Source organism: Rhodopseudomonas sp. NSM (genome assembly GCF_052445935.1).
Taxonomy (GTDB): Bacteria; Pseudomonadota; Alphaproteobacteria; order Rhizobiales; family Xanthobacteraceae; genus Rhodopseudomonas.
Genome location: NZ_JBQTCH010000001.1, coordinates 346,888 through 371,777 on the forward strand (window position 1 = coordinate 346,888; position 24,890 = coordinate 371,777).

The window sequence follows — 24,890 nt, forward strand, 5'->3', positions numbered from 1 at the left end:
CCGTCATCGTCCGGCTCGACCGGACGGCCCAGTATCCCGGAGCGCCGGTGTTCAAGACGAACGACCTCGACCGCATCTGGATCGGTCGATGATCAGAACGGCGACGCTCTGGAATACTGGATCTTCCGCTTTCGCGGAGGATGACGATTGCGGAGGAGCAGCAGCTACGCTTTGCCGCCGGAATTCCTCCGCGTCTCGCCGACCCAGGCTTTCGCCGCCGTCGCCATGATGCCGCTGTCGTTGAGCAGCGTCACCAGCTTGAAGCCCATTGCGATGTTCTTGGCGGCGCCGGCCGGGCCCGAACAATGGATGCCGGGATAGATGCCGCGCTTGTCGCATTCCTTCAGCAGCTTGTCGTAGATCTTCAGGATCTCCGGTTCCTCGCGGTCGAGCTTCGGCACCAAGCCGTAGGAATAGCCGAGGTCGCTCGGCCCGACATAGATGCCGGCGATGCCCTCGACGTCGAGGATCGCCTCCATGTTGTCGACCGCGGTGCGGGTCTCGATCATCGGGATGCACAGCGTCTCGTCGTTCGCCGTGTCCTGATAGCTGCCGCCTGAGCCGTACATCCCTGCGCGGATCGGTCCGTTGCTGCGCGTTCCCCGCGGCGGGTATTTGCAATATTGGACGAAGGCCTCGGCCTCTTCCCTGGTGTTGACCATCGGGCAGATCACGCCGTAAGCGCCGCCGTCCAGCACCTTGCCGATGACGCCCGGCTCGTTCCAAGGCACCCGCACCATCGGCGTCACCGGATGGCCGTTCATCGCCTGGAAACACGCCACCATCGACTGATAGTCCTGCACGCCGTGCTGGATGTCGACAGTGACGCTGTCGAACCCGCATTGCGCCATCACCTCGGCGGAGAAGCCGGACGGGATCGCCAGCCAGCCGTTGACCACGACTTTGCCGTCGGCCCAGAGTTGTTTCACCTTGTTTGCCATTGCCGTCTTTCCTGCCGCAGTCGGTTATTAGTTATCGAGATCCTCGCTCCGTCATTGCGAGGAGCACTCGGATCGGCGCTCCGCGCCGTCCGAGCACAGGCTCCGCGACGAAGCAAACCAGCGCCGCGCGCGTGGCGCCTGGATTGCTTCGCTTCGCTCGCAATGACGGAAAATCACGCAACAGCCTGCTGAATCGCGCGTTCGTCGACGCCGACCTCGCGCGCGGTCGCGACGATCGCGGCCCAGGTGTCGTCGGGCAGCGGCACGCCGTTTGCGGTACGCTCGGCGCGGTTACGCATTTCCGGATCGCCGGGGATCAGCACCTGTTCGGTGCCGGCAACCGTCTTCGCGCTCCTGAAGTAATCGACATAGCGCGTGACTTCGGCGTCGAACACATGCTCGGGATCGATCCGCTTCGGGTCGACATAGATCGAGAACATGCCGTTGGCGAACGGCCGGTCGGGCCCGGTGGCGCCGTTGCCGCTCAATGCGCCGCCGAGCAACTCGCAGATCAGCGCCAGCCCCGAGCCCTTGTGCTCGCCGAACGCGCGGATCGCGCCCTCGCCGTTGACATGATTGATCGGGCCGTCTTGTTCGAACGGGCCGTAAAGCGTGGCCGGGTCTTCGCTGAATGTGCCGTCGGGATTGATCAGCGCGCCCTTCGGCAGTTTCTTGCCGCCGCGGGCGGCGACCAGCACCTTGCCTTCGGCGACGATCGAGGTGGCGAAGTCGAGCACCACCGGCGGCGCGCCCGGCCGCGGCACCCCGACGCAATACGGCGCGGTGGACAGCCTTCTCTCGACGCCGCCATATGGCGCGACCAAAATCGAGCCGGCCGCCGTCACGAAGTGAATCGACACCAGCCCCTCCGCCGCCGCCATCTCGGCCCAGTCGCCGATCCGGCCGATGTGGCCGGCGTTCTTCAGTCCGACCGCGGACAGCCCCTGCGCCTTGCACTTGTCGATGCCGATCCGCACCGCCTGCGGCCCGACGGTCTGGCCGTAGCCGAACTTGCCGTCGACCACCGCGAGCGACGGCAGATCGACCGGGACGTCCACGGTCTGATCCGGATGCACCGCGCCGGCATTGCGCCAGCGGATGTACACCGGCACGCGGATCACGCCGTGGCTGTCGTGGCCGGTGAGATTGGCCGTGGTGAGATAGCTGCCGATCCGCCGCGCCTCCTCCTTCGACGAACCGGCGCGCTCGAACACCTGGGCGACGAAATCGATCAGTCGGTCGGCCTGGATCGTCACCATGTCGGCACGGCCATGTCGTGGCGGGCGCGCGCGGCCCTGCCCTGCATCAGATCCATCATCGTCCTCCCGTCGCGGCCGGACCTTTGGCCATGGCCGTCATTTGCGCTTGGGAGTTGAGCGAAAATTCTCCGGGCTGTCCACCGCTTCGGTCGCATGACGCACCGGCATCGTCGACAGGCTCGCTTCCAGCAGCCGCAGCATCTCCTGCAACTCGGCGAGTCTTGCAGCGCCGTGGCGCCGCGCGATCGCGGCGTAGATCGCCTCCGAAAACGGCGCCACCGTCTCGATCAGGGTCAGGCCCTTCGCCGTGATCGACACCATGCTGCGTCGATGATCCTGCTTCGCAGGCTTGCGCGCGATCAGCCTGCGGGCCTCGAGATCGCGCAGCATCCGCGACAGGCTCGGCCCCAGCAAATAAGCATCATGCGCCAGTTCCGTGGCTTCGATCGCATCGACCGTCGTCAGGGCGCGGAGGATCCGCCATTGCTGCTCGCTCAGGCCATGCGCGCGCAGCAGCGGCCGGAAATGCCGCATCACCGCCTCGCGGCCGCGCAGCAGCGCCATCGGCAGCGAGCGCGAGAACTCGCGCATCGGGACACGATGATCCGTCGACGATTTGCCTCCGGGTCGCTTCGGCGCTTTCATGGGTGATCGCCCGGCTGTGATGGCCAAATTCTATTGCATCGCAACACGAACTGTTTCGGTTTGAGCCTCATCATTTAACATGTTAATCGTTTTTCACGCGACGACTTTGTTCGAACGATCGCGTGGGGACGGAAGCCCGACCATGGCGTTGTCGACCAACGAGATTCGCGCCGCGGCCGAACGGCTGCATCAGGCTGAAAAGACCAAGATCCAGATCCGCCAGCTCTCGCTCGATCATCCGGCGATCACGATCGCGGACGCCTACGCAATTCAGAAGGCGTGGATAGCGATCAAGCTCGCCGAGGGCCGGATCGTCCGCGGCCACAAGATCGGGCTGACGTCCAAGGCGATGCAGAGCCAGCTCGGCATCGACGAGCCGGATTCGGGCGTGCTGCTCGACGACATGTTCTTCGCCGACGGCGGCGTGGTGCCGACCGACCGCTTCATCGCGACACGGATCGAGGCCGAACTCGCCTTCGTCATCAGGCATCGCATCGAAGGCCCGTATTGCACGATGTTCGACGTCCTCAACGCCACCGATTTCGTGGTGCCGGCGCTGGAAATTCTCGATGCGCGCGTGCAGCGCACCGATCCTGAGACCAAGGCGACGCGGAAGATCTTCGACACCATCGCAGACAACGCGGCGAATGCCGGCATCGTGGTCGGCGGCCGGCCGATCCGGCCGCAGGAGACGGATCTGCGCTGGATCGGCGCGCTCGTGAGCAAGAACGGCCAACTCGAAGAGACCGGCCTCGCCGCCGGCGTGCTGAATCATCCGGCGAATGCGGTGGCGTGGCTCGCCAACACACTTGCACTGCAGGGGTTGGCGCTGGAGCCGGGGCAGATCGTGCTGGCGGGATCGTTCATCCGCGCCATCGAATGCCGCAAGGGCGACACGATTCAGGCCGATTACGGTCCCTACGGCACCGTGAGTTGTTACTTCGGCTGATCATCGAGCGAGCGCATCTATGCCGCATTTCACCATCGAATATTCCGCCAATCTCGACGACCGCGTCGACATGGCCGAAATCGTCGAGCTGGTGCGCACCAGCGCGATCGAGACCGGAATTTTTCCGGTCGGCGGAATTCGCGTCCGCGCCCTTCGCTGCGAGACCTACGCCATCGCCGACGGCCGCGACGGCTTTGCGTTTCTCGCGATGCTGCTTCGGCTCGGCGAGGGCCGCGACCTGCCCGCGCGCAAGCGCGCCGGCGAGCACATCTTCGCCGCGCTGTCGCATTATCTCGACCCGCTCTTCGCCGATGAGGGCTTCGCGTTGTCGTTCGATATGCAGATCAACGACAAGGAGACATCCTGGAAGCGAAACTCGATCCACGACCTGTTGATCGCCGAGGCCCGCCATGGCTGACGCCGCCCCTGCTCCCAAAGCCGCCTTCGCGTTTCAGGCCAATCTCGACCGCGCCGCGCCGCTGTTGAAGAAGCTGCGCGCCGACGGCATCGGCCACGTCATCGACGGCGCGATCGTGTCGTCGTCGTCCGGCAAGATGTTCGAGACGCAGTCGCCGATCGACAACGCGATACTGGCGCAAGTCGCACGTGGCACGGCCGACGACATCGACCGCGCGGCGCAGGCGGCCAAGCGCGCATTTCCGGCGTGGCGCGACATCACCGCGCCAGCGCGGCGCAAGCTGCTGCACAAGGTCGCCGACGCGATCGAGGCCCGCGCCGACGACATCGCCGTGCTGGAATGCATCGACACCGGACAGGCGCATCGCTTCATGGCCAAGGCCGCGATCCGCGCCGCCGAGAACTTTCGGTTCTTCGCCGACAAATGCACGGAGGCGCGCGACGGCCTCAGCACGCCGAGTGACGAGCACTGGAACGTCTCGACCCGGGTGCCGATCGGTCCCGTCGGCGTGATCACGCCGTGGAATACGCCGTTCATGCTGTCGACCTGGAAGATCGCCCCAGCGCTCGCCGCCGGCTGCACCGTGGTGCACAAGCCCGCCGAATGGTCGCCGGTGACGGCCGATCTGCTGGCGCGGATCTGCAAGCAGGCCGGGCTTCCCGACGGCGTGCTCAACACCGTGCACGGCTTCGGCGAAGAGGCCGGCAAGGCGCTGACCGAGCATCCCGCCATCAAGGCGATCGCCTTCGTCGGCGAAACCGCGACCGGCGCCGCGATCATGGCGCAGGGCGCGCCGACGCTGAAGCGGGTGCATTTCGAGCTCGGCGGCAAGAACCCCGTGATCGTGTTCGACGACGCCGACCTCGACCGCGCGCTCGACGCCGTGGTGTTCATGATCTACTCGCTCAATGGCGAGCGCTGCACCTCGTCGAGCCGGTTGCTGATCCAGCACAGCATCGCCGACAGTTTCATCGACAGGCTCGCCGCCCGCGTGCGCGCGTTGAAGGTCGGCCACCCGCTCGATCCCGCGACCGAAGTGGGGCCGCTGATCCATCAGCGCCATCTCGACAAGGTCTGCTCCTATTTCGATATCGCAAAACGGGACGGCGCCACCGTCGCGGTCGGCGGCGCGCGATTCGATGGGCCCGGCGGCGGGCATTATGTGCAGCCGACGCTGGTGACCGGCGCTCGCGGCGACATGAAGGTGGCACAGGAGGAAGTGTTCGGCCCGTTCCTGACGGTGATTCCGTTCAAGGACGAAGACGACGCAATCGTTATCGCCAACGACATCCGCTACGGCCTCGCCGGCTATGTCTGGACCGGCGACATGGGCCGCGCGCTCCGCGTCGCCGACGCGCTCGAAGCCGGAATGATCTGGCTCAACTCCGAGAATGTCCGCCACCTGCCGACGCCGTTCGGCGGCATGAAACAATCCGGCATCGGCCGCGACGGCGGCGACTACTCGTTCGAGTTCTACATGGAGACCAAGCACGTCTCGCTCGCGCGCGGCACCCACAAGATCCAGAAGCTGGGGGCGGTGTAGTAGTGCAAGATCTCTGCGTTTGTCATTCCGGGGCGCTCGCGCAGCGAGCGAACCCGGAATCCATAATCCCCGTGCACGCGTTCTTGCACAGCCGCCAATACAGGGGTTATGGATTCCGGGTTCGCGCCTAACGGCGCGCCCCGGAATGACGAACGTTAGACTTTCGGAATGGAAGTAACTCTCTGGGGACCCCCGTCATGCCGGTGCCGCAACACGTGTTCGATCCGCCGTTCAACATCATTCGCTCCAGCCATGTGGTGCTCGACGTCGTCGACCTGAACCGCAGCGTCGAGTTCTACGACCAGATCATCGGCCTGCATGTCGAGGATCGCGACGACGCCACCGCCTATCTGCGCGGCAGCGAGGAGCATCAGCATCACTCGCTGGTGCTGCGCAAGGCCGACAGGCCGGCCGCGGCGCGGCTCGGCTTTCGCGTCGGCAACGAGGCCGATCTCGACAAGGCCGGGAGCTTCTTTGCGGAAAACGGGCTGATCTACAGCTTCGTCGATCGGCCGTTTCAGGGCCGCACGCTGCACGTCACCGATCCGTTCGGATTCCGGCTCGAATTCTGCGCCAGCATGGAGAAGCGGCCGCATCTGTTGCGCCGCTACGAACTCTACAAAGGCTGTCATCCGCAGCGGCTCGACCATTTCAACGTGTTCGCGGCCGAGACCCAGGACACCATCGACTTTTACGCGCGGCTCGGCTTCCGCCTCACCGAATACGCCGAGGAGGACGGCGAGAACGGCCGCATCGCCGCGGCGTGGCTGCACCGCAAGGGCAACGTCCACGATTTCGCGATCACCAACGGCCGCGGACCGCGGCTGCATCATTTCGCCTATTGGGTGCCCGGTCCACTCAACATCATCCACCTCTGCGACGTGATGGCATCGCGCGGGCTCAGCCTCGAGCGCGGCCCTGGCCGCCACGGCATCTCCAATGCGTTCTTCCTCTACGTCCGCGATCCAGACGGCCACCGCATCGAACTGTATTGCAGCGATTACCAGACCATGGATCACGACCATGAGCCGCTGCGCTGGTCGCTGCGCGACCCACGCCGCCAGACCCTGTGGGGCGCGCCGGCGCCGCGTTCCTGGTTCGAGCAGGGCTCGGACTTCCTCGGCGAGGAGGTTCGCGAGCCGGTGTTCGTGGCCGATGTGATGATTGCGGATTGACCTCCGTCATCGCCCGGCTCGTCCGGGCGATCCAGTATGCGAGAGCGCTGGTTCGAAACACGACCGCTCTGGGATACTGGGTCACCCCGCATTCGCGGGTGACGACAAAGCCAAGGAACGCCGTCCATGACCACTCCCCGCCTCGCCACCTTCACCGTCAACGGCCTCACCCGCTACGGCGCGGTGTGCGATAATGGTGTCGTCGATCTGTCGGCGCGTCATGCCAACGACTATCCGACGCTGCGCGAGGTGATCGCCGCCGGTGCGCTCCAGCGGATCGTCGACGAGGCCGAACACACCGCGCCCGACTTCGCCCGCGATAAGGTGGTGTTTCAGCCGCCGATCCCGCAGCCGGAGAAGATCATCTGCGTCGGCGTCAACTATCCGGAACGCAATGCCGAATACAAGGACGGTAGTGAGGCGCCGAAATTCCCCAGCATGTTCATGCGCACGGCGCGCTCCTTCGTCGGCCACGGCGCTCCGCTGGTAAGGCCGCGCGCGTCCAAGCTGCTGGACTATGAAGGCGAACTGACACTGGTGATCGGCAAACCCGGCCGCCACATCGCGGAGAAGGACGCGCTCGACCACGTCGCCGCGATCACGCTGTGCAACGAGGGTACGATCCGCGACTGGGTGCGTCACGCCAAATTCAACGTCACCCAGGGGAAGAACTTCGATCACACCGGCAGCCTCGGCCCGTGGATCGTGCCGTTCACCGGAGAAGAGCAAATCGCGGACATTCGCCTGACGACGCGCGTCAACGGTGAGACGCGGCAGGACGACCGCACCTCGCGGATGATCTTCGGCTTCCGCTACCTGATCCACTACATCTCGACCTTCACCACGCTGATGCCGGGCGATCTGATCGTCACCGGCACCCCGGCCGGCGCCGGCGCACGCTCCGACCCGCCGGTGTATCTGACGCCGGGCGACATCATCGAGGTCGAGGCCGACGGCATCGGGACCTTGCGTAACGGCGTGGTCGACGAAGTCGCGTAGTTAGTTTCTCACCAGCAACGGACCTTTCCATGAGCATCATGACCGGCGGCGAAGCGATCGTGCAGGGCCTCGTCGCGCACGGCATCGACACCGTGTTCGGCCTGCCCGGCGCGCAGATCTACGGATTGTTCGACGGCTTCGCCAAGGCGCAGCTGCGCGTCATCGGCGCGCGCCACGAGCAGGCCTGCGGCTACATGGCGTTCGGCTATGCCCGCGCCTCGGGCCGACCCGGCGTGTTCAGCGTCGTGCCGGGCCCCGGCGTGCTGAATGCCGGCGCGGCGATGCTCACCGCGTTCGGCTGCAACGAGCCGGTGCTGTGCCTGACCGGACAGGTGCCGAGCGCCTATCTGGGCAAGGGCCGCGGCCATCTGCACGAGATGCCGGATCAACTCGCGACGCTGCGCAGCTTCCTCAAATGGGCCGAGCGCATCGAGTATCCGGGCAACGCGCCGGCGCTCGTCGCGCGCGCGTTCCAGGAGATGACGAGCGGCCGGCGCGGCCCGGTGGCGCTGGAAATGCCGTGGGAAGTATTCACCCAGCGCGCCGAGACCGCCAGCGCGATCAAGCTCGATCCGCTCGCGCCGCCGCTGCCCGATCCGGATCGCATCGCCGCGGCCGCGAAACTGATCGCCGCGAGCAAGACGCCGATGATCTTCGTCGGCTCCGGCGCGATCGAGGCCGGCGACGAGATCCTCGAACTCGCCGAAGCGATCGACGCGCCGGTCGTCGCGTTCCGAAGCGGCCGCGGCATCGTCAGCAATGCGCATGAACTCGGCCTTACCTTCGCCGCCGCGTATCAGCTGTGGCCGCAGACCGATCTGATCATCGGCATCGGCACGCGGATGGAGTTGCCGACCACGTTCCGCTGGCCGTTTCGGCCGGAAGGCCAGAAATCGGTGCGGATCGACATCGACCCCGCCGAGATGCGGCGCTTTTCGCCGGACGCCGCCGTCGTCGCCGACGCCAAAGCCGGCACGCGCGCGTTGGTCGACGCCGTGAGCAAGCACGGCTACAGCAAGACGAAGGGCCGCCGCGAGGTGATCCGCGACGCGGCCGCGCGGACGCTGGAGGCGATCCAGTCGGTGCAGCCGCAGATGGCTTACCTGAAGATCCTGCGCGAGGTGCTGCCGGACGACGCCATCGTCACTGACGAGTTGTCGCAGGTCGGCTTCGCATCGTGGTACGGCTTCCCGATCTACCAGCCACGGACGTTTCTCACCTCCGGCTATCAGGGCACGCTCGGCTCCGGCTTCCCGACCGCGCTCGGCGCCAAGGTCGCGTGCCCGGACAAACAGGTGGTCGCGATCACCGGCGACGGCGGCTTCATGTTCGCGGTGCAGGAGCTCGCCACGGCGGTGCAGTTCGGCATCGGCGTGGTCACGCTGGTGTTCGACAATTCGGCTTACGGCAACGTCCGGCGCGATCAGGTCACCCAGTTCGAAGGCCGCGTGGTGGCGTCCGATCTGGTCAATCCGGATTTCGTCAGGCTCGCGGAATCGTTCGGCGTCGGTGCCGCGCGCGTCACCTCGCCCGATCATTTTCGCGCCGCACTGGAAAAGGCATTGGCCCATGGCGGGCCTTATCTGATCGCGATCGACGTCCCGCGCGACAGCGAAGCCAGCCCCTGGCCGTTCATTCATCCGGCGAAGCCGGCGTGAGAAACCTCTCGTTCGTCATTCCGGGGCGCTCGCGCAGCGAGCGAACCCGGAATCCATAGCCACAATTTCTCCCGTTTGTGCACGGGTATCGTACGCCGTGCCTGAACGCGCTCACAGGGCGCATGGATTCCGGGTTCGCGCTGCGCGCGCCCCGGAATGACGAACTCGGGTCGCGTGCTAAGGCGCCTGGGAGACTCCCGTCCGCAGCCGCGACGCCGCGAGCACCAGAAGCCCCGTGCCCGCCACCGACCAGCACGCCACCGGCGCCCAGTAGAGCAGCGGCGTGTAGTCCGGCAGCTTCTGCAGGCCGCCGGCCGCCGCCGCCATCCGGGCGAAAGTGGCGAGCGCGAGTGCCGAGAACACCAGACCGGTGAGCCGGCCCTCGGCGCCGGTCTGGCCGATCGCCAGCGCCGCCGACACCGCGCTCATCAGCATGCAGCCCCACGCCGCACCGGCGAGGAATTGCGCGGCGATCAGCACGTTGAGATGGCCGGCGTATTCCGCGCCGGCCACTGCCAGCGCTCCCAGCAATCCTGCGACACCCATCACGATCACCCCGCCGCGATGCTTGACCACGACGCTGGCCGGAAACAACGCGATGTTGAAGCCGATCCAGAACACCGGCATCAGCCATTGCAGATCGTCGGGCTTGGCGAAGCGCAGGAACAGCGGCGCGCTGTTCAGGCCGAAATGCATCTGATAGCCGAGCGCGAGCAACACCATCGCCGCGATGAACAACGCCGGCAGGCGTCCCGGCGCCTTGCCGGCGTTGCGTGGCTTCGCCACGGGCTGCGCCGTCGAGAGCCCGCGCTCGACCCGCGACAGCGCCAGCGTGGTGATCAGCAATACGACGCTGGAGATCACGAACGGCAGCCGCGCGTCGATGTCCTTCATCACCACGCCGAGATAGGGCGACACCGCGCCGGCGAGGCCGTAGCCGAGCATGGTGAGCGCCGACAGCCACGGCAGCGACGGCCGCGCGCCGTATTTGCCGAACAGCGTCAGCGGCGGCGCGCGCAGCGCCGACGACGTCGCGGCCCACACCACGATCAGCGCAATGAACGCCAGCTGCGCCGAAGGACCGCCCGAGGTGACGAAAGGCAGCGCGACGAACGCGGCGCAGGACACTGCGGTGGCGATGCCGACGAACAGGCCGATCCGGCCGGCGAGCGACCCGACTTTATCCGCGGCGATGCCCATTGCGGTGTCGGCGATGGTGAAGATCGCCTGGTCGAGCATCAGGATCAGGATCACCGCGCCCGGCGCAATGCCCACCTCGGCGGCCAGCTTCGGCAGGAACACCACATAGATCGTCCAGCACAGCGCAAACAACAATTGCAGCAACGCGATATAGACGCCGGCGCGATTGATGCGGGTGCCGCTCGCGGCGTTGGCGTCGTCGATCGCAAGGTCGGTCATCAGCCCTCTCCCGATGTCAGGATAGAGGAGATTGCGTTGCGGCAAAAGTGATGTATCCCACTCACAGTGCCTTGCGAAACGTCAGATTGATGCGCTGCCTCCCGAGCAACGGGTGTTCGCCATCCTTCAGCGCCAGCACGCCGTGATACACCAGCCGGGTTTCGCCGCCCCACACCAGCACGTCGCCGTGACGCAATTCGTAGCGGCGCGGCTTGTCGCTGCGCGCCATCCCGCCGAACTGGAAGATCGCCGGCAGGCCGAGCGACACCGACACGATCGGGGCGCTGAAATCCCGCTCGTCCTTGTCCTGATGCAGCGCCATCCTGGCGCCGGGCGCGTAGCGGTTGATCAGGCAGGCGTCGGGATCGAACCCGGCGAAGCCGGCTTCGGCGGCCGCATTGCGCGCCAGGTCCCGCAGAACCGCCGGCATCTCCGGCCACGGCTGACCGCTGGCCGGATCGTTCGCCGCGTAGCGATAGCCGCCGCGATCGGTCACCCAGCCGGCGCTGCCGCAGCTCGTCATCGCCACGCTCATGGTGTGGCCGCCCGGCGTCATCATGTGGCGGAACGGCGCGCGCGCGACAATGGCGTCGATCGCCGCGATCAGTTCGTGCTGCTGCGCCCGTGCGAAGCCGTGCAGCAGCGCCGCGCCGGGCGCGATGTCCTCGCGCCGCAGCTCATCGAACAGATTCTCGAACAGATCTGCCACCAATGCAAATTTCCTTTCATCACATCGTCATGCGCCGAACCGCCAGTCGCAGGTCTCCGCGGCGAGATCGACGAAGGCACGGACCTTGGCCGACAGCAACCGCGATGTCGGGTAGACGATCGCGATCGGCAGCGGCGGCTCCTCGTAGTCAGCCAACACGATCTGCAGGCGTCCGCCCCGGATCGCATCGGCGGCTTGATAGGCGAGCACGCGCGTGAGACCACCGCCCCGCTCGGCATGCAGGATCGCGGCGTCGGCAGAATTGGTGGCGAGGCGAGGCGTACAGCTCACACGGACGTCGCGCCCATCGACCACGAAACGCCACGTCACCGCGGACGCGCTCGTGCCGAAATGGAGGATGTCGTGCGCGGCGACGTCCGCCGGCGTGGTCGGCGAACCACGCGCGTTCAGATAGTCCGGCGACGCCACCACGATCCGCCGCATCGCGCCGAGCTGCTTCGCCACCAGGCTGGAATCGGCGAGTTTCCCGATGCGAACCGCGCAATCGACGCCGTCCTCGACCAGATTGATCATCAGGTCCGACAGCCGCAGTTCACCGGTGATGTCTGGAAACCGCTTCAGATAGTCCGACAGCAGCGGCGCGACGTGCAGCCGGCCGAACCCCACCGGCGCCGACACCACCAGCCGCCCCGACGGCTTGCTGCGCTCCGCGGAAACCGAAGCCTCCGCCTCCTCGATATCGGACAGGATCCGCTTCGTCCGCTCGAGATAGCGCGCGCCAATGTCCGTCAGCGCCACCGAACGGGTGGTCCGCTGCAGCAGCCTTGCACCGACGCGCTCCTCGAGCGCGGCAACCAGCCGGGTCACCGCCGAAGGCGAGAGCCCGAGTTTGCGCGCCGCAGGGGCGAAGCCCTGCAGATCGGCAACCGCCACGAAGGCAGCCATAGCGTCGAGGCGATCCATCGCATTATTCCAGTACGCGCAACAATGAAGTGTCAAATCAACTTATTGCCGCGGCTGAGGACAATGCGCACCTTGGCAGAGAAACAAATTCCAGCGACGTCGGCCGGGAGGCTTTCATGAGTGACGCACTCCACTTCACCAGCGACATTGCCTTCACGCCACAAGTCAAGGCGATCCAGGCCCGCAAGGGCTCACGCAGCGCCTATGCCCGGGTTGAACAGAACGGCGGCTGGCGCAACGTGATCGACGACGATCTTGCCGCCTATTTGTCGGCGCAGACCAGCATCCTGCTAGCAACGGCCAGCGCCGACGGCCAGCCCTACATTCAGCATCGCGGCGGACCGGCGGGCTTTCTGCACGTGCTCGACGAGCAAACCCTCGGCTTTGCCGACTTCACCGGCAACAAGCAGTTCATTACCCAGGGCAATCTCGCAGAAAACCCGAAGGCCTATATCTTCGTGATCGACTACGCGCATCGCCGCCGGATCAAGATCTGGGGCAGTGCCCGGGTGATCGAAGACGACCCGGCGCTGATCGCATCGCTGATGCCGAAGGGCTACAAGGCGCGGCCGGAGCAGGCGATCCTGTTCAAGGTCGAGGCGTGGGACACAAACTGTCCGCAGCACATTCCGCAGAAATTCGACGCCGCCGATGTCGCCGAGGCACTTGCCAAACGCGACGCCAGGATCGCCCAGCTCGAAGCCGAACTCGCTGCACCGGGGCCCCGCCCGGCGTGAGCCTGACGAAAACCCGGAAAGGCGGTTTCGCGGTCGGCCGCGTCGGGCTAAAGCAAAGCGATGATCAGTTCCGCCCCGATCGACCCGGCGAGCCCGTGCCAGGGCTGCGGCGCGTGCTGCGCCTATTCGGCGAACTGGCCCCGATTCACCGTGGAGGATGACAGCGCTCTCGACGCGATTCCGGCGGAACTCGTCAATGCGCGCCTGTCGGGGATGCGTTGCGAGGAAGATCGCTGCTGTGCGTTGAGCGGGACGATCGGACAAGCGACGGCCTGCACGATCTATGCATTGCGACCGGAGGTGTGCCGCGAATGTCAGCCGGGCGATCCCGAGTGCGGGATGGCTCGGCGCAGGCACGGGCTGCCGCCGCTGAGAGGCGGCGACTGACCGACACAGCCGACTAGTTAGATGTCGGCAGGATTTCGTCGTCCTCGGGATCGTCCTGGTCGAGCGGCGCGATGCTGGACAACGGCTTCGTCGACAGGGTGATCGCTTTGCGATGACTATAGTTCGCCGCAGGCGTCCGATGCCGCGGCGCCGCGCTCTCGCGCGACAGCGCGACCAGGACGGAACCGACCCGGCCACCGTGATGGATCAGATCGCGCGCGTCGCAGCTCGCGGCGATCGTCAGCGCAAGTGCGTGCAAATGGGCGCGGCGATAACAGAACAATGCGAGTTGGGCACGAACGTCGGACGATACACTTTCCACCAGCGCCGGCAGACCGTTCTCATTGGCACGATACATCGCACCGAGGAGATCGTCGCGGACCGGGCAGAGGTCGTTTTCGAAGGCTTCACGGCTCGACAACATCGGCGTTACTCCGAGGCGATTTCGATAATGAGGATGCGGCCGAACTTATTAATGAGCACTTAACTATGCCTCCTGATACCTCTTCTGAGGCTTGCGCGAATCGCATGGAACGAAAACGCGAGCAGGGAATTTCCGATCGCCGGGTTGTGATCACTTAGAGGCCGCAATCGGCGTTTAATGTCCTGGCTTCGGCCAAGCGATATTGAGTTCACCGGTCACGACGGAGATTTCAGATGAGCGATCCCGTGTCGTTGTTCCCGAACCTGTTACAGCCTGCCGCCAGAAGCTATGCCCCCGTCGGCGTGAAATTCTGGGAAGGCGAGGAAGCCATCCTCGCCGGAATGAAGGAGTTTTCCGACGGCTGGTTCGAGCGCCGGCGGATTGGAACCCACGCTGCGCTGGAAACGGCGCGCCGGATGGGAGAAGCAGCCACGCCGTTGGATGCGGTCCGCGAGTATCAGGACTGGCTCAGTGGCGCGATGGCCCGCGTTCTGGAAGACGGCATGGCCTGTCAGCAGCATTTCATGAAAGCCAACGCCCGGCTGGCGCCCCATCTGCCGCACGCCGCCAGCGCAGAAGCGCCGGCGTCGGCGCCAGAAGAGGACGGCCGCCTGAGCGCCTGACCTCGGCGATGGACGTCTGACGTTGTTGTCACATTGAACGGCGCGCATGATTCATGCGCGCGTAGGGTTCTTGTGGTCCGAACGTGGCTGCAGATCGTCGCGGTCCGCGGCCGGCGAAAGCCCGACATCTTCCATCACCGGCGCATCGAGTTCCACGCGATTGCGTCCGTTGTATTTGGCGCGGTAGAGCGCGATATCGGCGCGGGCCATCAAGCTTTCGGCCGAATCCCCGACCCGAGACTCGGCAACGCCAAAGCTTGCGGTAACGCGACCAACCTCACCGAACGATGTACTTGCGAACAATTGCCGCAGCTTTTCGGCGACCTCGGCGGCAGCGAGCAGGTTAGTGTCGATCAGCAGGATTGCGAATTCCTCTCCACCCCAGCGCGCCAGTAGATCGGTCTGGCGCACGCTGGCTGCCGCCTTCATCGAAAGCCGGATCAACACCTGATCTCCGGTCGGATGCCCGAACCGATCGTTGACCTCCTTGAAGTGATCGACGTCATAGATGATCAACGCCACCGGCCGGCCGGTGCGGACCGCGCCCTCGAGTTCCTCCTCCAGTCGCTCATTGAAACCAAGCCGGTTGTGAAGACCGGTCAGCGGATCGGTGGCAGCCTGGCGCGCCAGCGTGAAGGCGCGCTCCTGCAATTCGACCCGGTGCAGCTGTTGGATGCGGTCACGGACGCCCCGCTCCCGGCCGAAGAAATAGAACAGCGCAGTGATCGCCATTTGCAATGTGATGATGATGCCGAGCAAGCGACTCGCGGCAATTCCGGTGACCGGCTGCACCAACACCAGCGACCAGCGCGTATCGCCGACCTCCCGGCGGATCACATAGGCGCGCCAGCCGGCGAAGCTGGTCCAATCGCCGCCGATGATCTGGCGTCGGAGCATCGGAGGTGAGTCAGGCGCGCCGAGTCTTTGTTTCAGAGCCACTGGCGCAAGCTCCGGTCGCGGCCACAACGTCCGGAATAGTTCGGACGGACGGTTGGTCAGCACGACGACATCACGGGCATCGATCAGGAAAAACGCCCGATCGAAGCCGCGCACACGGGAACCGAGCCGATCGAGGGGCACCTCGAGCGCCGCCACGCCCACGATCGACCCAGCCCCGTCACGAACCGGCTGACTGGTTACGTAGGAACGCTGGCCGCTCACCGGGTCGAGTTCGAGTTCGCGGCTCCCGCCGCCGCTGATCGACCCTTCGAACCATTCGGCGGCCTGCCGATTAGGCCCGCCGATTTGCGCAGTGTTCCGGTCGGACCTGTCCACGACGTGCCCCGCCGTGTCGACGATAAGCCCGCGCGATGCGCCGGCCGCTTCGACATGGAGGTCGAGGATGGAGCTTGCTTCCGCTCGGTTTGCCGCGTCCTTCTTCGTCAGGGCGAGCGCAATCGCGGGAGAGCCGGCCAACAGCCTGATCATCGCGTCAGTGGTTCCGACCGCGCCGACGATCCCGCTGACCAGCAGGTCGGCATCGGCCGTTGCTTCCTTTTCGACGTCATTGCGATAGATGCCGCCGAGGAAATTGGTCAGCAACCACCCGAAAACCAAAACCGCGGCCATCGTCATCAGAACGCTGAAAAACTGCCGACGCAGGTAGGCTGAGTAGCGCGGCGAGTCGAAGGTGCGCTTCAGCCGCTTGCCCCATGCCCCCCACATCAGCGCCACCAGCAGGACGGCGATCAGGCCGCGAACCAGCTGAATTGGAACACCGGTCGCCTCGACGAACCAGGTCTGGTTGATTGTGTTGGCCGGCCAGAACGGAGAGGCTTCGACCACGATGCCGGCGGCGACCGCATAGAGACAGAACGTCGCCGCCAGCGCGACGACCATCGGCCGTGCCGCTCTGGAAGCCCTGCCACGCCGCGCGAACAGCACCACCCCCGCGCCGAACGCACCGGTCGCGCCGAAACCATAGCGAGCCAACGCCTCGGCCGTATCCAGTCCGCCGACATAGCCGACGCCGCACAGCAACAACAACAGCGGCACGTAGATCCACGGACCCGGCATCCAGACGCCGAGCTTCACCAGCCCCCTGCGGGCGAATTCACTAAGCAGCACGAAGGACAGCGTCATCGCCGCCGCGCGAAAGACCGCGAACTCGTCGGAATTGCCCGCCGTCAAGGCGGCCATGTCCATCCATTCGGTTGCTCCGTGAAGGCAGCCGAACAGACCAATCAGACGGACATTGCGAAATCGGCCGGGCAGGCCTTGGGCGATGGCGAGACCGAGCGCGCCCAGCAGAATGAACGCCAGACCGTAGAAGAAATAGATAAAATCGAGTTGTGATTCGAGATAGCTGGCCATCGGATCCCGAACTGGGTCGGCACGCCGGCGGATATCCGGGCGGCGGTCCGCGTGGATACTACGCGAAGCTGCTCATCCGGCGGTTAATGCCGCACTCCGTAAAACTACCTGGGCGGGCGGAGGGGGGCGGCTCGGAGTCCTGCCGGCACATCCGCAACGTCATCACACGTTCGCGGCCAGCAACACCGACAAGCCGAAGCCGGTGAGATGATGCAGCGCCTGGTCGGTTCCGATCAGCCACCAGAACCACCGACTGTCCGGGGTGACGTCGAACTTCGCAACGGTGAAGCCCTTGGCGCGATCGATCGCCAGGTGAATGACGAAATCGATCAGCCCGATAAACCAGTAGCCCGGAGCGAGGATCAGCATCACCGCGGTGGTGAGGACCAGATGCACGGCGCAATGCGCGAGCAGCGGCAGTGCCCAGCCCGTCTTCTTGTCCTTGCCGAGCGCCATCCAGGCATTCTGCAAGTAAAAATCCGCGAAGACGTGCTTGACGGTGAGTATCAGCATCCAACCGGTGAGCGCACCAACGGCGACCGTCGACGACAATTCGGGAAGGATCAAGCTCACGCCCTTTGCCTGGGCCCGACGGGAGCATCACGACGTCAACCGGCACCGCGCCGTTTGATGTCTCGGAGTTCCCGTGCGAGCGCTGAGCATCGCAACCGGCCAGGGGACCGGCCAGCGGGTCCCTTTATGACATTTTCGGTTCCGGAATGCACGTGGCGGAACTGCGGGCGGGAGTGAATGGTCGATTGCTCGGCAACCGGGTAGACCCATCCTTCAGGGCATTGCCGACGCCGGCACCGTTCCGGCGCTGGCCTGAGTGCGGATCGTGGCGATAGCGCGCTTCAATGCAGTTTGCCGGCCGTCGGGCAGCGCCGCCGCACGGGTTTCTGCGATCGCGGCCGAAAGATCGTCCAGCGCCAGCGTGCCGGCGAACACCGGCTTGACCAGGCTGTCGATGATCAGGGTCCAGTTCGCCATGCCGTAACGATAGGTGTCGCCATGGCCTCGGATCATGGTGGCGCTCTCGACGATCGCCCACACCGCCTCGGGCCGCTTGGCGAGGCAGCGGTCGATCATATGCAGCCAGCGCTCGACCCAGACCCGCTCTCGCGTATAACGGATCGACAGCATCCGCCAGCGCCGCAGCCACGCCTCCATTTTCAGCCGGCGAATGCCGAGCCACCACGTGGCGTTGAAGCGCATCCTCACGTGCATGTGCTGCCAGCCGAAAGCGCCCAGCACCCTGAGCATCGGATTGGCCAAAACGATCGGTAGCGCCGACACCATCTCGTCGATCCGAAACCGGCATTTGCGGTCGACCCTGACGGCGGCGACGCCGCTCTGACCAATCGCCGCTTCGATCAGCGCGAGTTGCGCGATCCGGATCGGATCCTCGTACGCCATCCGCTCCGCCGTCAGCTCCGCGATCCGGATCATCAGATCGTCGCTGATGTCGCGGCGCCCGACGAAGCGGCGAATGCGATCGAGATACAGTCGCGCATAGCGCCGGCCCTGATACACGATCAATCGTTCGATCGCATCGCTCACCACTGGCTCGACAGCCGGCGACAGGCCGTCCGGCAGCGCGAGCGGCACCACGCGATCCCGTTCGCCGATGATTTCGGCGAGTGTGGAGCGCATCGCATCGATATAACCTGCCACCGCTGCCGCCCTCGCCGCTACGCCGTATCGCTGACGACCTGGGCCGGGACCGGCACATGGGCCTGCGCCAGCCGTGCCTCCAGCGTCTCGATGTTCTGGAACAGCCGCGCGCTGGCCAGCCGCAGGAAGTAGAAGCCGAATTCCGGATTCTGCACGTAGAGTTCCTCGACCTGACGATAGCTGACGCCGAGCACGACGCCGGCCTCGATGCACTCCAGCGTCTGCGTCCGGGTGTTCGACGGTGACAGCATGCCTAGCTCGCCGACGATCGCGCCGACCGGCAACTCGATGCCGGACTCCACCAGGCGGAACCGGCCGCTGACGATGTAGTACATGTGCTCGGCCTTCTCGTCCTTGTAGAACAGCTCCTCGCCGGTCGCGCATTTGCGCTCGGACATGAACGGCTTCAGCCACTCCATCGACAGGTCGCTGTTGACCGACTTCTTCACGTCACGCACCAGTTGCAGCATCTGGTGCAGCCGCCACATGTTGACCGGCAGCAGCACCGCGTGCAGCGCCATCGTCGGATAGTTGTGCGTCGGAATCGATATTGCGATCAGCAGGACATTGGCGAGGATGCCGAAAACGCGCAGCGGGATCATGGTCCGCATCGTGGCCGTCGCGACGACGAAGATCGTTGCGAACAGACTGCCGGCCATGCCGGCATGCTGAGCGATGTGGGACATGTCCATGAGGATCAACCTGCCTTCGAGATGCGAACGTCGACACCGATAAGATGCTGCGGCGACGGCGGGACGGTGATCGCCGTCACGGATTGCACGCCATACACGTTGAAGCCGACGGGATTATAAACAATCCGGGACCCGGAACGCCACCGGCCCGGGCACCGGAGGAGCGGCCCGCGGCATCATTGACGACCGCGGCCGGCGCGGGCAGTTTGCACGGATCGTCATGCCCTGACGACACGCCCCCTTTGCCGGACCGTTTTCAGGAGCGTTTCCGCCGCGCTCCCGACGCCGTCACAAGCACGACTTCCCGGAGATCTCCATCCATGTCGGACACGGACAGCGCAAGCGCGCCGATCCTCAGCATCGACGGCGCGCGCGCCACCATTCGGCTGAACCGGCCGGACCACCTCAACCGATTGCAGCCCGACGACCTCGCAACGCTGCTGGCGCAGTTCGACCGGATCGAGAGCGACGCCTCGGTTCGCGTGCTGGTGCTGACCGGCACGGGCCGCGCATTCTCGGCGGGCTTCGATCTCGGCAAGGTCGCCGAGCGCGCCGCCAGCGAGGTCGAGGGGGAATCCTCGGGCTCGGCGTTCGAGGTGGTCGCCAACCGGCTCGAGGATCTGCGGGTGCCGACGATCTGCCGGCTCAATGGCGGCGTCTACGGCGGCTCGACCGACCTGGCGCTCGCCTGCGATTTTCGCATCGGCGTCGACACCGCCGAGATGTTCATGCCGGCGGCGCGGCTCGGGCTGCATTACTACCCGTCGGGCATCAAGCGCTACGTCACGCGGCTCGGAATCGACAATGCCAAGCGGCTGTTTCTCACTGCACAACGCATCGACGCCGCCGAGATGCTGCGGATCGGCTACCTGACGGCGATGGTGACGATGGACCGCCTCGACCGCGAAGTGGAGGCGCTGGCCGCGACGCTCGCAGGCAACGCGCCGACGGCCGTCGCCGGCATGAAACGCGCCATCAACGAGTTCGCCAGACAAGCCCTCGACGAGGGTGCCGCGGACAGCCGTGCCCGCGCGTCGATGCGCGGCGACGAGATCAAGGAAGGCATTGCCGCCTACAAGGAGAAGCGCGCTCCGCGGTTTTGAGGACGGCGCGCCACCTCGGATCGTACGACATGACGGACGGTCGGCGACGGTCGTCCGTCAGTACAGATTGTCCTTGTACTCCTTGTCGAGCCCCTTCTTCAGCAGACCGGACACGCCGGGTACGGACAGCGCGGCGCTCGCGAGACGGGCGCCGAAGCCGGCGTTCCTGTTCAGCTTGATGTGCTCGACGAAAAGCTTGGCCGCCTCGATCCCGTGGGTCTGCGGCTGCAGCGGCCAGAGCTTGGCGCGGCGAAGCGCGGGACTGTCGTGCAATTCGATCGTCAGATCGTCGATCGCGGTCAACAGCTTCGGGGCTTTGCCGTCGACCGCGAACGCGGCCCGTCTGGCCGCATCTGATGTAATTCGCGCCCGCCCCGACAACCGAGCGATCGTACACGCGCCGGGGATCAGCAACACAGCAGCGACGCGCGGCTGAACAAGGATATTGCGGAAGCTGTCGGTGCGGCGATTGCCGGGACGATCGGCGAACCAGGCGGCGCCCTCATCGAGCCGAAGCAGCCCGGCGGGATCGCCCTTGGGGCTGAGATCGGTCCGCCCCGCTGCGTCGCACGTCGCCAGCGCCATCAGGCGGCTCTCCGCGGCGAAGCCTGCCGTGTCCTGCGGCGCAGTCACGCGCGGCATCGCCGTCCAGAACTCCGAGCGCAGCAACGCCTTGCCGCAATGACCGTAGCATTGCTCGACGGCGATGCAGATCTCGTGTTCGCGCACCTCCGCGATGGTGCCGTTGATGCGCAACATCTCGACGGTGCCTGGAAGCAGGAACAGCGAACCGAATCCCAGTCCGGGCTGCGCCAAAGCCGGATCGTCGAGCAGGGCCTTGGGCAGCCGCAGCCGTTCCGCGTCGCCGCTCGCGAAACCGGCATCGCCACCGCCGAGGGTGATCGCCACCGCACCCGCAGATGCAAAGCCGGCGAATGTCACCGGCGAAGCCGCAAGCCAACGCAGGGCACCGGCGTCAAGGTGATCGATCACCTTGAGGTTCATCAGATCCGGCGGGGTTCCAACAGCGGCTTCCAGGTCGGCGACCGAACAGATGCGATCATTCATCTCAGCGCTCCCTTCGTGATAAGCGCCAGATGCGGCCTGGCGTCAGCTTACCCCTATAAGCCTCGAGGGATTGGCTGTATTCGGCAAATGTGCCAGATTATTTCGAGAACCCGCCACACTCCGACCCGAGCACACTCCGACCCGAGCTTCGTCCGCCGATGCCGATCTTCGACCAGCAGCTCGCTCCCGGCGACCTGATCGACCCCGACGACGCGCCCCGCCGTGTCGTCGCCTACGGCATCACGTTGACGGGCTCAGACCTGGAACTGCCGCCGCATCGGCATCGGAAGGCCCAGTTGCTGTTCAGCCTGCGCGGCGTCCTCACCTGCGAAGCGCAGAGCGGCCTCTGGCTGGTGCCACCACAGCACGCGATCTGGATTCCCGGGGGCGCGATGCACTCGATTCGGGCCTCCGGAACGATCGAAGGCTACGACGTCTTCATCGAACCGGAGATGATGACGGGGATGCCGAACGTCTGCTGCACCTTGTCGGCGACGCCATTGCTGCGCGAACTATTGATCCGCGCCGCCGGTTTTCCCGTGCTGTATCCTGAAGGCGGCCGCGAATCCCACCTGTTCACGGTGATCCTGGACGAGATCGGCGCGAGCCCGGTGCAGCGCCTGTTCCTGCCGATGCCGGCGGACAGGCGCCTGCGGCGGATCGTCGACATGATGATCTCCGATCCCGCCGATCGCGGGACCATGCCGAGTTGGGCCAGGCGCGCCGGGCTGAGCGAGCGCACCCTCGCCCGCCTGTTGGAACGCGAAACCGGCCTGAGCTTCGGCAAGTGGCGCCGGCAACTGACCATCATGGTCGCCTTGCAGAGGATGGCGGAGGGTGCCTCCATCCAGCGCCTGGCGAGCGAGCTCGGCTATCAGAGCACGGCGAGCTTCGTCACCATGTTCCGCAAGACACTCGGCGCTTCTCCCGGGCGCTATATGGCGACGCTACGCGGCACCACAGACCCCGCAGACGAGGAGCGTCCGCAGCGACCGCGCTGAGCCTGCTACGACTCCACGAACGTCGCGACCTCGCCGAGTGCGGCCCGGTTGGTGCGGTAGCTGTTGGCCTTGTGTTCGCGATCGGCGAAGCCGAACGAGATGCCGCAGACCACGCGGCGGTCGTCGCCGAGGCCGAAATGCGCGCGCACCACGGCGGCATGAAACGCCAGCGCCGCCTGCGGCACGGTGGCGAGGCCGAGCGCCTGCGCCGCCAGCATGAACGAGGTGACGTAACCGCCGCAATCGATCGCGCCATAGACGCCGAGCGCCTCGTCGGTGGTGATGATCGCGACATGCGGCGCGCCGAAGAAATTGAAATTCTCCAGCGCCTGCTTGGCGGCGGCAGCCTTGTCGCCGCGGGCGACGCCGACCGCGTTGTAGAGCTGGAAACCGCTCTCGCGGCGGCGCTCCAGATACACGCCGCGATACTCGCGCGGAAACTCGAAGTCCCCCGAGGACGGCGTGCCCGAGGCTGCGACCTTGTAGATCGCATCGCGAAACTTCGTCGTCGCCTCGCCCGAGGTGATCAGCACCTGCCACGGCTGGCTGTTGCACCATGACGCCGTCTTCTGCGCAGCGGCCAGCACGCGCTCGATGGTGTCGCGCGGCACCGGATCAGGCTTGAACGCCCGGCACGAGTAGCGCGCGGCCATCAGGTCTTCGAGGACGTCGATCGGGGTGGCGGTCGCAGCGGCGTCGGTCATAGTGATGGCCTCATTGCTTGATGATCGTCATTCCGGGGCGCTCACGAAGTGAGCGAACCCGGAATCTGAAACGCGCACGTGAACTCGGGTGCCAACTGCACGGAGATTCCGGGTTCGCGCCAGCTTCGCTGCCGCGCCCCGGAATGACGGTGAAGATGGTAACCGCAGTTCCTCGACGTCACCGCCCTTTGGTCGGAATCCTGTTGAACGGCACGTCCTTGTCGACGCGGATGTCGCCCGGCAGGCCGAGCACCCGTTCGGCGATGATGTTGCGCAGGATTTCGTCGGTGCCCCCGGCGATGCGCATCGACGGCGACGACAGCAGCATCGCCTGGAAGCTGCCGCCGGCCTCGGCTTCCGCCGGATCGGTGAGCATTCCGGCGGCGCCTTCGAGGTCCATCGCGAACGCGGCGATGTCCTGCAACATCGGACCCGCGACCAGCTTGCCGATCGAATTCTCCGGCCCCGGCCGCTCGCCCTTCGACAGCGCCGAAATCGAGCGATACGACGTGTACTTCAGCCCGCTGGCCTTCACCGCCCAGTTCGCCAGCTTGCTTCGCACCGCCGGATCGTCGATCGCCGGGCCGCTGTCCGTGACGAGATCGTTGCAGTACGCGAAGATTTCCGGGAAGCCGGTGGCGAGGCGCGCGCCGATCGACATTCGCTCGTTCATCAGCGTGGTGAGCGACACGTTCCAGCCGTCGCCGACGGCGCCGAGCCGCTGGCTGTCAGGGATTCGCACATTGGTGAAGAACACCTCGTTGAATTCCTGCATGCCGTTGGCCTGCTTGATCGGCTTCACCTCGACGCCGGGGCTCTTCATGTCGAGGAAGAACATCGTCAGACCCTTGTGCTTCGGCACATTCGGGTCGGTGCGGGTGATGAGCAGGCCGTAGTCTGAATAGTGCGCGCCCGAGGTCCAGATCTTCTGGCCGTTGATCATCCAGTCGTCGCCGTCCTTCTCCGCGCGCGTGCGCAGCCCGGCGACGTCGGAGCCGCCGGCGGGCTCCGAAAACAACTGACACCAGATGTTTTCGCCGGAGGCGAGTTTCGGCAGATATTTGCGCTTATCATCCTCGCTGCCATAAGCCATCACGGTCGGGCCGCACATGCCCTCGCCGATCTGGAACGGCTGCGTCAGCTTGCCGTAGACGCCCTCTTCCTGCTGCCAGATCACCTTCTCGATCGGCGTCGCACCGCGGCCGCCATAGTCCTTCGGCCAGGTCAGACACGACCAGCCGCCCTCCGCCTTCTTCTTCTGCCACGCCTTTCCGACCTCGACGATGTCGGCGTTCTTCAGGCTGATGCGGCCGAGGCCGGACTTGGTCAGTTCCTGCTCGTACTGCTTCGGCGCGTTGGCGTCGATCCACGCGCGAGCCTTGGCGCGAAACTCGGCTTCCTGCGGGGTGTCGTCGAAATTCATGGCGGCTTCCTCTCAATCGGCACGGCCCTCATGGTGAGGAGCGCGCAACGCGCGCGTCTCGAACCATGAGTTGTTCATCTTCATCTCATCCTTCGAGACGCC

Annotated in this window: 25 protein-coding genes; 11 read left to right on the plus strand and 14 right to left on the minus strand. The window is 65.6% G+C overall.

Annotated features, from left to right (window positions below; translation table 11 throughout):
- Window positions 1–164: 164 nt before the first annotated feature.
- From ACTZWT_RS01530 to hpaR, 3 genes are all read right to left on the minus strand, one after another.
- Window positions 165–941, minus strand: a complete 777-nt coding sequence (locus ACTZWT_RS01530; RefSeq protein ID WP_444767956.1) for an HpcH/HpaI aldolase family protein — start codon at window positions 939–941, stop codon at window positions 165–167.
- Between the two features lie 173 nt (window positions 942–1,114).
- Window positions 1,115–2,200 carry a malate/lactate/ureidoglycolate dehydrogenase gene (locus ACTZWT_RS01535; protein WP_444767957.1) on the minus strand — a complete coding sequence of 362 codons (1,086 nt, stop codon included), beginning with the start codon at window positions 2,198–2,200 and terminating at the stop codon, window positions 1,115–1,117.
- Between the two features lie 96 nt (window positions 2,201–2,296).
- The gene (gene hpaR / locus ACTZWT_RS01540; RefSeq protein ID WP_444767958.1) at window positions 2,297–2,791 is read right to left on the minus strand and encodes a homoprotocatechuate degradation operon regulator HpaR; all 495 of its coding nucleotides are present in this window, start codon (window positions 2,789–2,791) and stop codon (window positions 2,297–2,299) included.
- A gap of 196 nt (window positions 2,792–2,987) precedes the next feature.
- On the opposite strand from hpaR, the gene hpaH reads away from it, so the two are divergent.
- The 6 genes from hpaH to ACTZWT_RS01570 all read left to right on the plus strand — a co-directional run bounded on the left by hpaH (window position 2,988) and on the right by ACTZWT_RS01570 (window position 9,587).
- Complete coding sequence (gene hpaH, locus ACTZWT_RS01545) at window positions 2,988–3,794, plus strand: 2-oxo-hept-4-ene-1,7-dioate hydratase (protein ID WP_444767959.1); 807 nt, start codon at window positions 2,988–2,990, stop codon at window positions 3,792–3,794.
- 19 nt (window positions 3,795–3,813) lie between these two features.
- Window positions 3,814–4,212, plus strand: a complete 399-nt coding sequence (locus ACTZWT_RS01550) for a 5-carboxymethyl-2-hydroxymuconate Delta-isomerase (RefSeq protein WP_444767960.1) — start codon at window positions 3,814–3,816, stop codon at window positions 4,210–4,212.
- Window positions 4,205–5,755: a 5-carboxymethyl-2-hydroxymuconate semialdehyde dehydrogenase gene (gene hpaE / locus ACTZWT_RS01555; protein WP_444767961.1), complete on the plus strand. Its 1,551-nt coding sequence runs from the start codon at window positions 4,205–4,207 to the stop codon at window positions 5,753–5,755. Before ACTZWT_RS01550 ends, hpaE begins: the two co-directional genes overlap by 8 nt.
- Window positions 5,756–5,952: 197 nt before the next feature.
- Window positions 5,953–6,930, plus strand: coding sequence for a 3,4-dihydroxyphenylacetate 2,3-dioxygenase (gene hpaD / locus ACTZWT_RS01560; protein WP_444767962.1), 978 nt, complete (start codon window positions 5,953–5,955; stop codon window positions 6,928–6,930).
- A gap of 126 nt (window positions 6,931–7,056) precedes the next feature.
- Window positions 7,057–7,929, plus strand: a complete 873-nt coding sequence (locus tag ACTZWT_RS01565; protein WP_444767963.1) for a fumarylacetoacetate hydrolase family protein — start codon at window positions 7,057–7,059, stop codon at window positions 7,927–7,929.
- A gap of 29 nt (window positions 7,930–7,958) precedes the next feature.
- Window positions 7,959–9,587 carry a thiamine pyrophosphate-dependent enzyme gene (locus tag ACTZWT_RS01570; protein WP_444767964.1) on the plus strand — a complete coding sequence of 543 codons (1,629 nt, stop codon included), beginning with the start codon at window positions 7,959–7,961 and terminating at the stop codon, window positions 9,585–9,587.
- Window positions 9,588–9,764: 177 nt separating this feature from the next.
- Here the strand turns inward: ACTZWT_RS01570 and ACTZWT_RS01575 are convergent, their stop codons facing one another.
- The 3 genes from ACTZWT_RS01575 to ACTZWT_RS01585 all read right to left on the minus strand — a co-directional run bounded on the left by ACTZWT_RS01575 (window position 9,765) and on the right by ACTZWT_RS01585 (window position 12,639).
- Window positions 9,765–11,006: an MFS transporter gene (locus ACTZWT_RS01575; RefSeq protein WP_444767965.1), complete on the minus strand. Its 1,242-nt coding sequence runs from the start codon at window positions 11,004–11,006 to the stop codon at window positions 9,765–9,767.
- Window positions 11,007–11,067: 61 nt separating this feature from the next.
- Entirely contained in the window at window positions 11,068–11,718 is a 651-nt protein-coding gene (gene alkB, locus ACTZWT_RS01580; RefSeq protein ID WP_444767966.1) for a DNA oxidative demethylase AlkB, read from the minus strand.
- Between the two features lie 24 nt (window positions 11,719–11,742).
- On the minus strand, window positions 11,743–12,639 hold the full coding sequence (locus ACTZWT_RS01585) for a LysR family transcriptional regulator (protein WP_444767967.1): 897 nt from the start codon (window positions 12,637–12,639) through the stop codon (window positions 11,743–11,745).
- 116 nt (window positions 12,640–12,755) lie between these two features.
- Between ACTZWT_RS01585 and ACTZWT_RS01590 the strand changes: the two genes are divergently transcribed.
- Together ACTZWT_RS01590 and ACTZWT_RS01595 are read left to right on the plus strand one after the other, a co-directional pair.
- Window positions 12,756–13,376: a pyridoxamine 5'-phosphate oxidase family protein gene (locus tag ACTZWT_RS01590; protein WP_444767968.1), complete on the plus strand. Its 621-nt coding sequence runs from the start codon at window positions 12,756–12,758 to the stop codon at window positions 13,374–13,376.
- A 60-nt stretch (window positions 13,377–13,436) separates the two neighbouring features.
- A complete protein-coding gene (locus ACTZWT_RS01595; RefSeq protein WP_444767969.1) occupies window positions 13,437–13,763 on the plus strand; it encodes a YkgJ family cysteine cluster protein in 327 nt (108 codons plus the stop codon).
- Between the two features lie 13 nt (window positions 13,764–13,776).
- Here the strand turns inward: ACTZWT_RS01595 and ACTZWT_RS01600 are convergent, their stop codons facing one another.
- Window positions 13,777–14,187, minus strand: coding sequence for a hypothetical protein (locus ACTZWT_RS01600; protein ID WP_444767970.1), 411 nt, complete (start codon window positions 14,185–14,187; stop codon window positions 13,777–13,779).
- A gap of 233 nt (window positions 14,188–14,420) precedes the next feature.
- Between ACTZWT_RS01600 and ACTZWT_RS01605 the strand changes: the two genes are divergently transcribed.
- On the plus strand, window positions 14,421–14,810 hold the full coding sequence (locus ACTZWT_RS01605) for a hypothetical protein (protein ID WP_444767971.1): 390 nt from the start codon (window positions 14,421–14,423) through the stop codon (window positions 14,808–14,810).
- A 51-nt stretch (window positions 14,811–14,861) separates the two neighbouring features.
- On the opposite strand, the gene ACTZWT_RS01610 is transcribed toward ACTZWT_RS01605, so the two are convergent.
- From ACTZWT_RS01610 to ACTZWT_RS01625, 4 genes are all read right to left on the minus strand, one after another.
- Window positions 14,862–17,123, minus strand: coding sequence for a diguanylate cyclase (locus ACTZWT_RS01610; protein WP_444767972.1), 2,262 nt, complete (start codon window positions 17,121–17,123; stop codon window positions 14,862–14,864).
- A gap of 162 nt (window positions 17,124–17,285) precedes the next feature.
- Window positions 17,286–17,690 (minus strand): DUF3307 domain-containing protein, encoded by a 405-nt coding sequence (locus ACTZWT_RS01615; protein WP_444768447.1) that lies wholly within the window; start codon window positions 17,688–17,690, stop codon window positions 17,286–17,288.
- Window positions 17,691–17,909: 219 nt separating this feature from the next.
- The gene (locus tag ACTZWT_RS01620) at window positions 17,910–18,797 is read right to left on the minus strand and encodes a DUF6537 domain-containing protein (RefSeq protein ID WP_444767973.1); all 888 of its coding nucleotides are present in this window, start codon (window positions 18,795–18,797) and stop codon (window positions 17,910–17,912) included.
- Between the two features lie 17 nt (window positions 18,798–18,814).
- A complete protein-coding gene (locus tag ACTZWT_RS01625; RefSeq protein ID WP_444767974.1) occupies window positions 18,815–19,489 on the minus strand; it encodes a Crp/Fnr family transcriptional regulator in 675 nt (224 codons plus the stop codon).
- Between the two features lie 320 nt (window positions 19,490–19,809).
- Between ACTZWT_RS01625 and ACTZWT_RS01630 the strand changes: the two genes are divergently transcribed.
- Complete coding sequence (locus ACTZWT_RS01630; RefSeq protein WP_444767975.1) at window positions 19,810–20,592, plus strand: enoyl-CoA hydratase/isomerase family protein; 783 nt, start codon at window positions 19,810–19,812, stop codon at window positions 20,590–20,592.
- 57 nt (window positions 20,593–20,649) lie between these two features.
- On the opposite strand, the gene ACTZWT_RS01635 is transcribed toward ACTZWT_RS01630, so the two are convergent.
- A complete protein-coding gene (locus ACTZWT_RS01635; RefSeq protein WP_444767976.1) occupies window positions 20,650–21,660 on the minus strand; it encodes a pyridoxamine 5'-phosphate oxidase family protein in 1,011 nt (336 codons plus the stop codon).
- Window positions 21,661–21,818: 158 nt separating this feature from the next.
- Between ACTZWT_RS01635 and ACTZWT_RS01640 the strand changes: the two genes are divergently transcribed.
- Complete coding sequence (locus tag ACTZWT_RS01640) at window positions 21,819–22,661, plus strand: AraC family transcriptional regulator (protein WP_444767977.1); 843 nt, start codon at window positions 21,819–21,821, stop codon at window positions 22,659–22,661.
- 5 nt (window positions 22,662–22,666) lie between these two features.
- Here the strand turns inward: ACTZWT_RS01640 and ACTZWT_RS01645 are convergent, their stop codons facing one another.
- The gene (locus ACTZWT_RS01645) at window positions 22,667–23,365 is read right to left on the minus strand and encodes a nitroreductase (protein WP_444767978.1); all 699 of its coding nucleotides are present in this window, start codon (window positions 23,363–23,365) and stop codon (window positions 22,667–22,669) included.
- Window positions 23,366–23,543: 178 nt separating this feature from the next.
- Window positions 23,544–24,788, minus strand: coding sequence for an acyl-CoA dehydrogenase (locus ACTZWT_RS01650; protein WP_444767979.1), 1,245 nt, complete (start codon window positions 24,786–24,788; stop codon window positions 23,544–23,546).
- Between the last annotated feature and the right edge of the window lie 102 nt (window positions 24,789–24,890).

Bases quoted from the DNA above. Each gene is read 5' to 3' on its own strand.
- ACTZWT_RS01530 (WP_444767956.1), bottom strand. From the start codon at position 941: ATGGCAAACAAGGTGAAACAACTCTGGGCCGACGGCAAAGTCGTGGTC.
- ACTZWT_RS01535 (WP_444767957.1), bottom strand. From the start codon at position 2,200: ATGGTGACGATCCAGGCCGACCGACTGATCGATTTCGTCGCCCAGGTG.
- hpaR (WP_444767958.1), bottom strand. From the start codon at position 2,791: ATGCGCGAGTTCTCGCGCTCGCTGCCGATGGCGCTGCTGCGCGGCCGC.
- hpaH (WP_444767959.1), top strand. From the start codon at position 2,988: ATGGCGTTGTCGACCAACGAGATTCGCGCCGCGGCCGAACGGCTGCAT.
- ACTZWT_RS01550 (WP_444767960.1), top strand. From the start codon at position 3,814: ATGCCGCATTTCACCATCGAATATTCCGCCAATCTCGACGACCGCGTC.
- hpaE (WP_444767961.1), top strand. From the start codon at position 4,205: ATGGCTGACGCCGCCCCTGCTCCCAAAGCCGCCTTCGCGTTTCAGGCC.
- hpaD (WP_444767962.1), top strand. From the start codon at position 5,953: ATGCCGGTGCCGCAACACGTGTTCGATCCGCCGTTCAACATCATTCGC.
- ACTZWT_RS01565 (WP_444767963.1), top strand. From the start codon at position 7,057: ATGACCACTCCCCGCCTCGCCACCTTCACCGTCAACGGCCTCACCCGC.
- ACTZWT_RS01570 (WP_444767964.1), top strand. From the start codon at position 7,959: ATGAGCATCATGACCGGCGGCGAAGCGATCGTGCAGGGCCTCGTCGCG.
- ACTZWT_RS01575 (WP_444767965.1), bottom strand. From the start codon at position 11,006: ATGACCGACCTTGCGATCGACGACGCCAACGCCGCGAGCGGCACCCGC.
- ACTZWT_RS01585 (WP_444767967.1), bottom strand. From the start codon at position 12,639: ATGGATCGCCTCGACGCTATGGCTGCCTTCGTGGCGGTTGCCGATCTG.
- ACTZWT_RS01590 (WP_444767968.1), top strand. From the start codon at position 12,756: ATGAGTGACGCACTCCACTTCACCAGCGACATTGCCTTCACGCCACAA.
- ACTZWT_RS01595 (WP_444767969.1), top strand. From the start codon at position 13,437: ATGATCAGTTCCGCCCCGATCGACCCGGCGAGCCCGTGCCAGGGCTGC.
- ACTZWT_RS01600 (WP_444767970.1), bottom strand. From the start codon at position 14,187: ATGTTGTCGAGCCGTGAAGCCTTCGAAAACGACCTCTGCCCGGTCCGC.
- ACTZWT_RS01605 (WP_444767971.1), top strand. From the start codon at position 14,421: ATGAGCGATCCCGTGTCGTTGTTCCCGAACCTGTTACAGCCTGCCGCC.
- ACTZWT_RS01610 (WP_444767972.1), bottom strand. From the start codon at position 17,123: ATGGCCAGCTATCTCGAATCACAACTCGATTTTATCTATTTCTTCTAC.
- ACTZWT_RS01625 (WP_444767974.1), bottom strand. From the start codon at position 19,489: ATGGACATGTCCCACATCGCTCAGCATGCCGGCATGGCCGGCAGTCTG.
- ACTZWT_RS01630 (WP_444767975.1), top strand. From the start codon at position 19,810: ATGTCGGACACGGACAGCGCAAGCGCGCCGATCCTCAGCATCGACGGC.
- ACTZWT_RS01635 (WP_444767976.1), bottom strand. From the start codon at position 21,660: ATGAATGATCGCATCTGTTCGGTCGCCGACCTGGAAGCCGCTGTTGGA.
- ACTZWT_RS01640 (WP_444767977.1), top strand. From the start codon at position 21,819: ATGCCGATCTTCGACCAGCAGCTCGCTCCCGGCGACCTGATCGACCCC.
- ACTZWT_RS01645 (WP_444767978.1), bottom strand. From the start codon at position 23,365: ATGACCGACGCCGCTGCGACCGCCACCCCGATCGACGTCCTCGAAGAC.
- ACTZWT_RS01650 (WP_444767979.1), bottom strand. From the start codon at position 24,788: ATGAATTTCGACGACACCCCGCAGGAAGCCGAGTTTCGCGCCAAGGCT.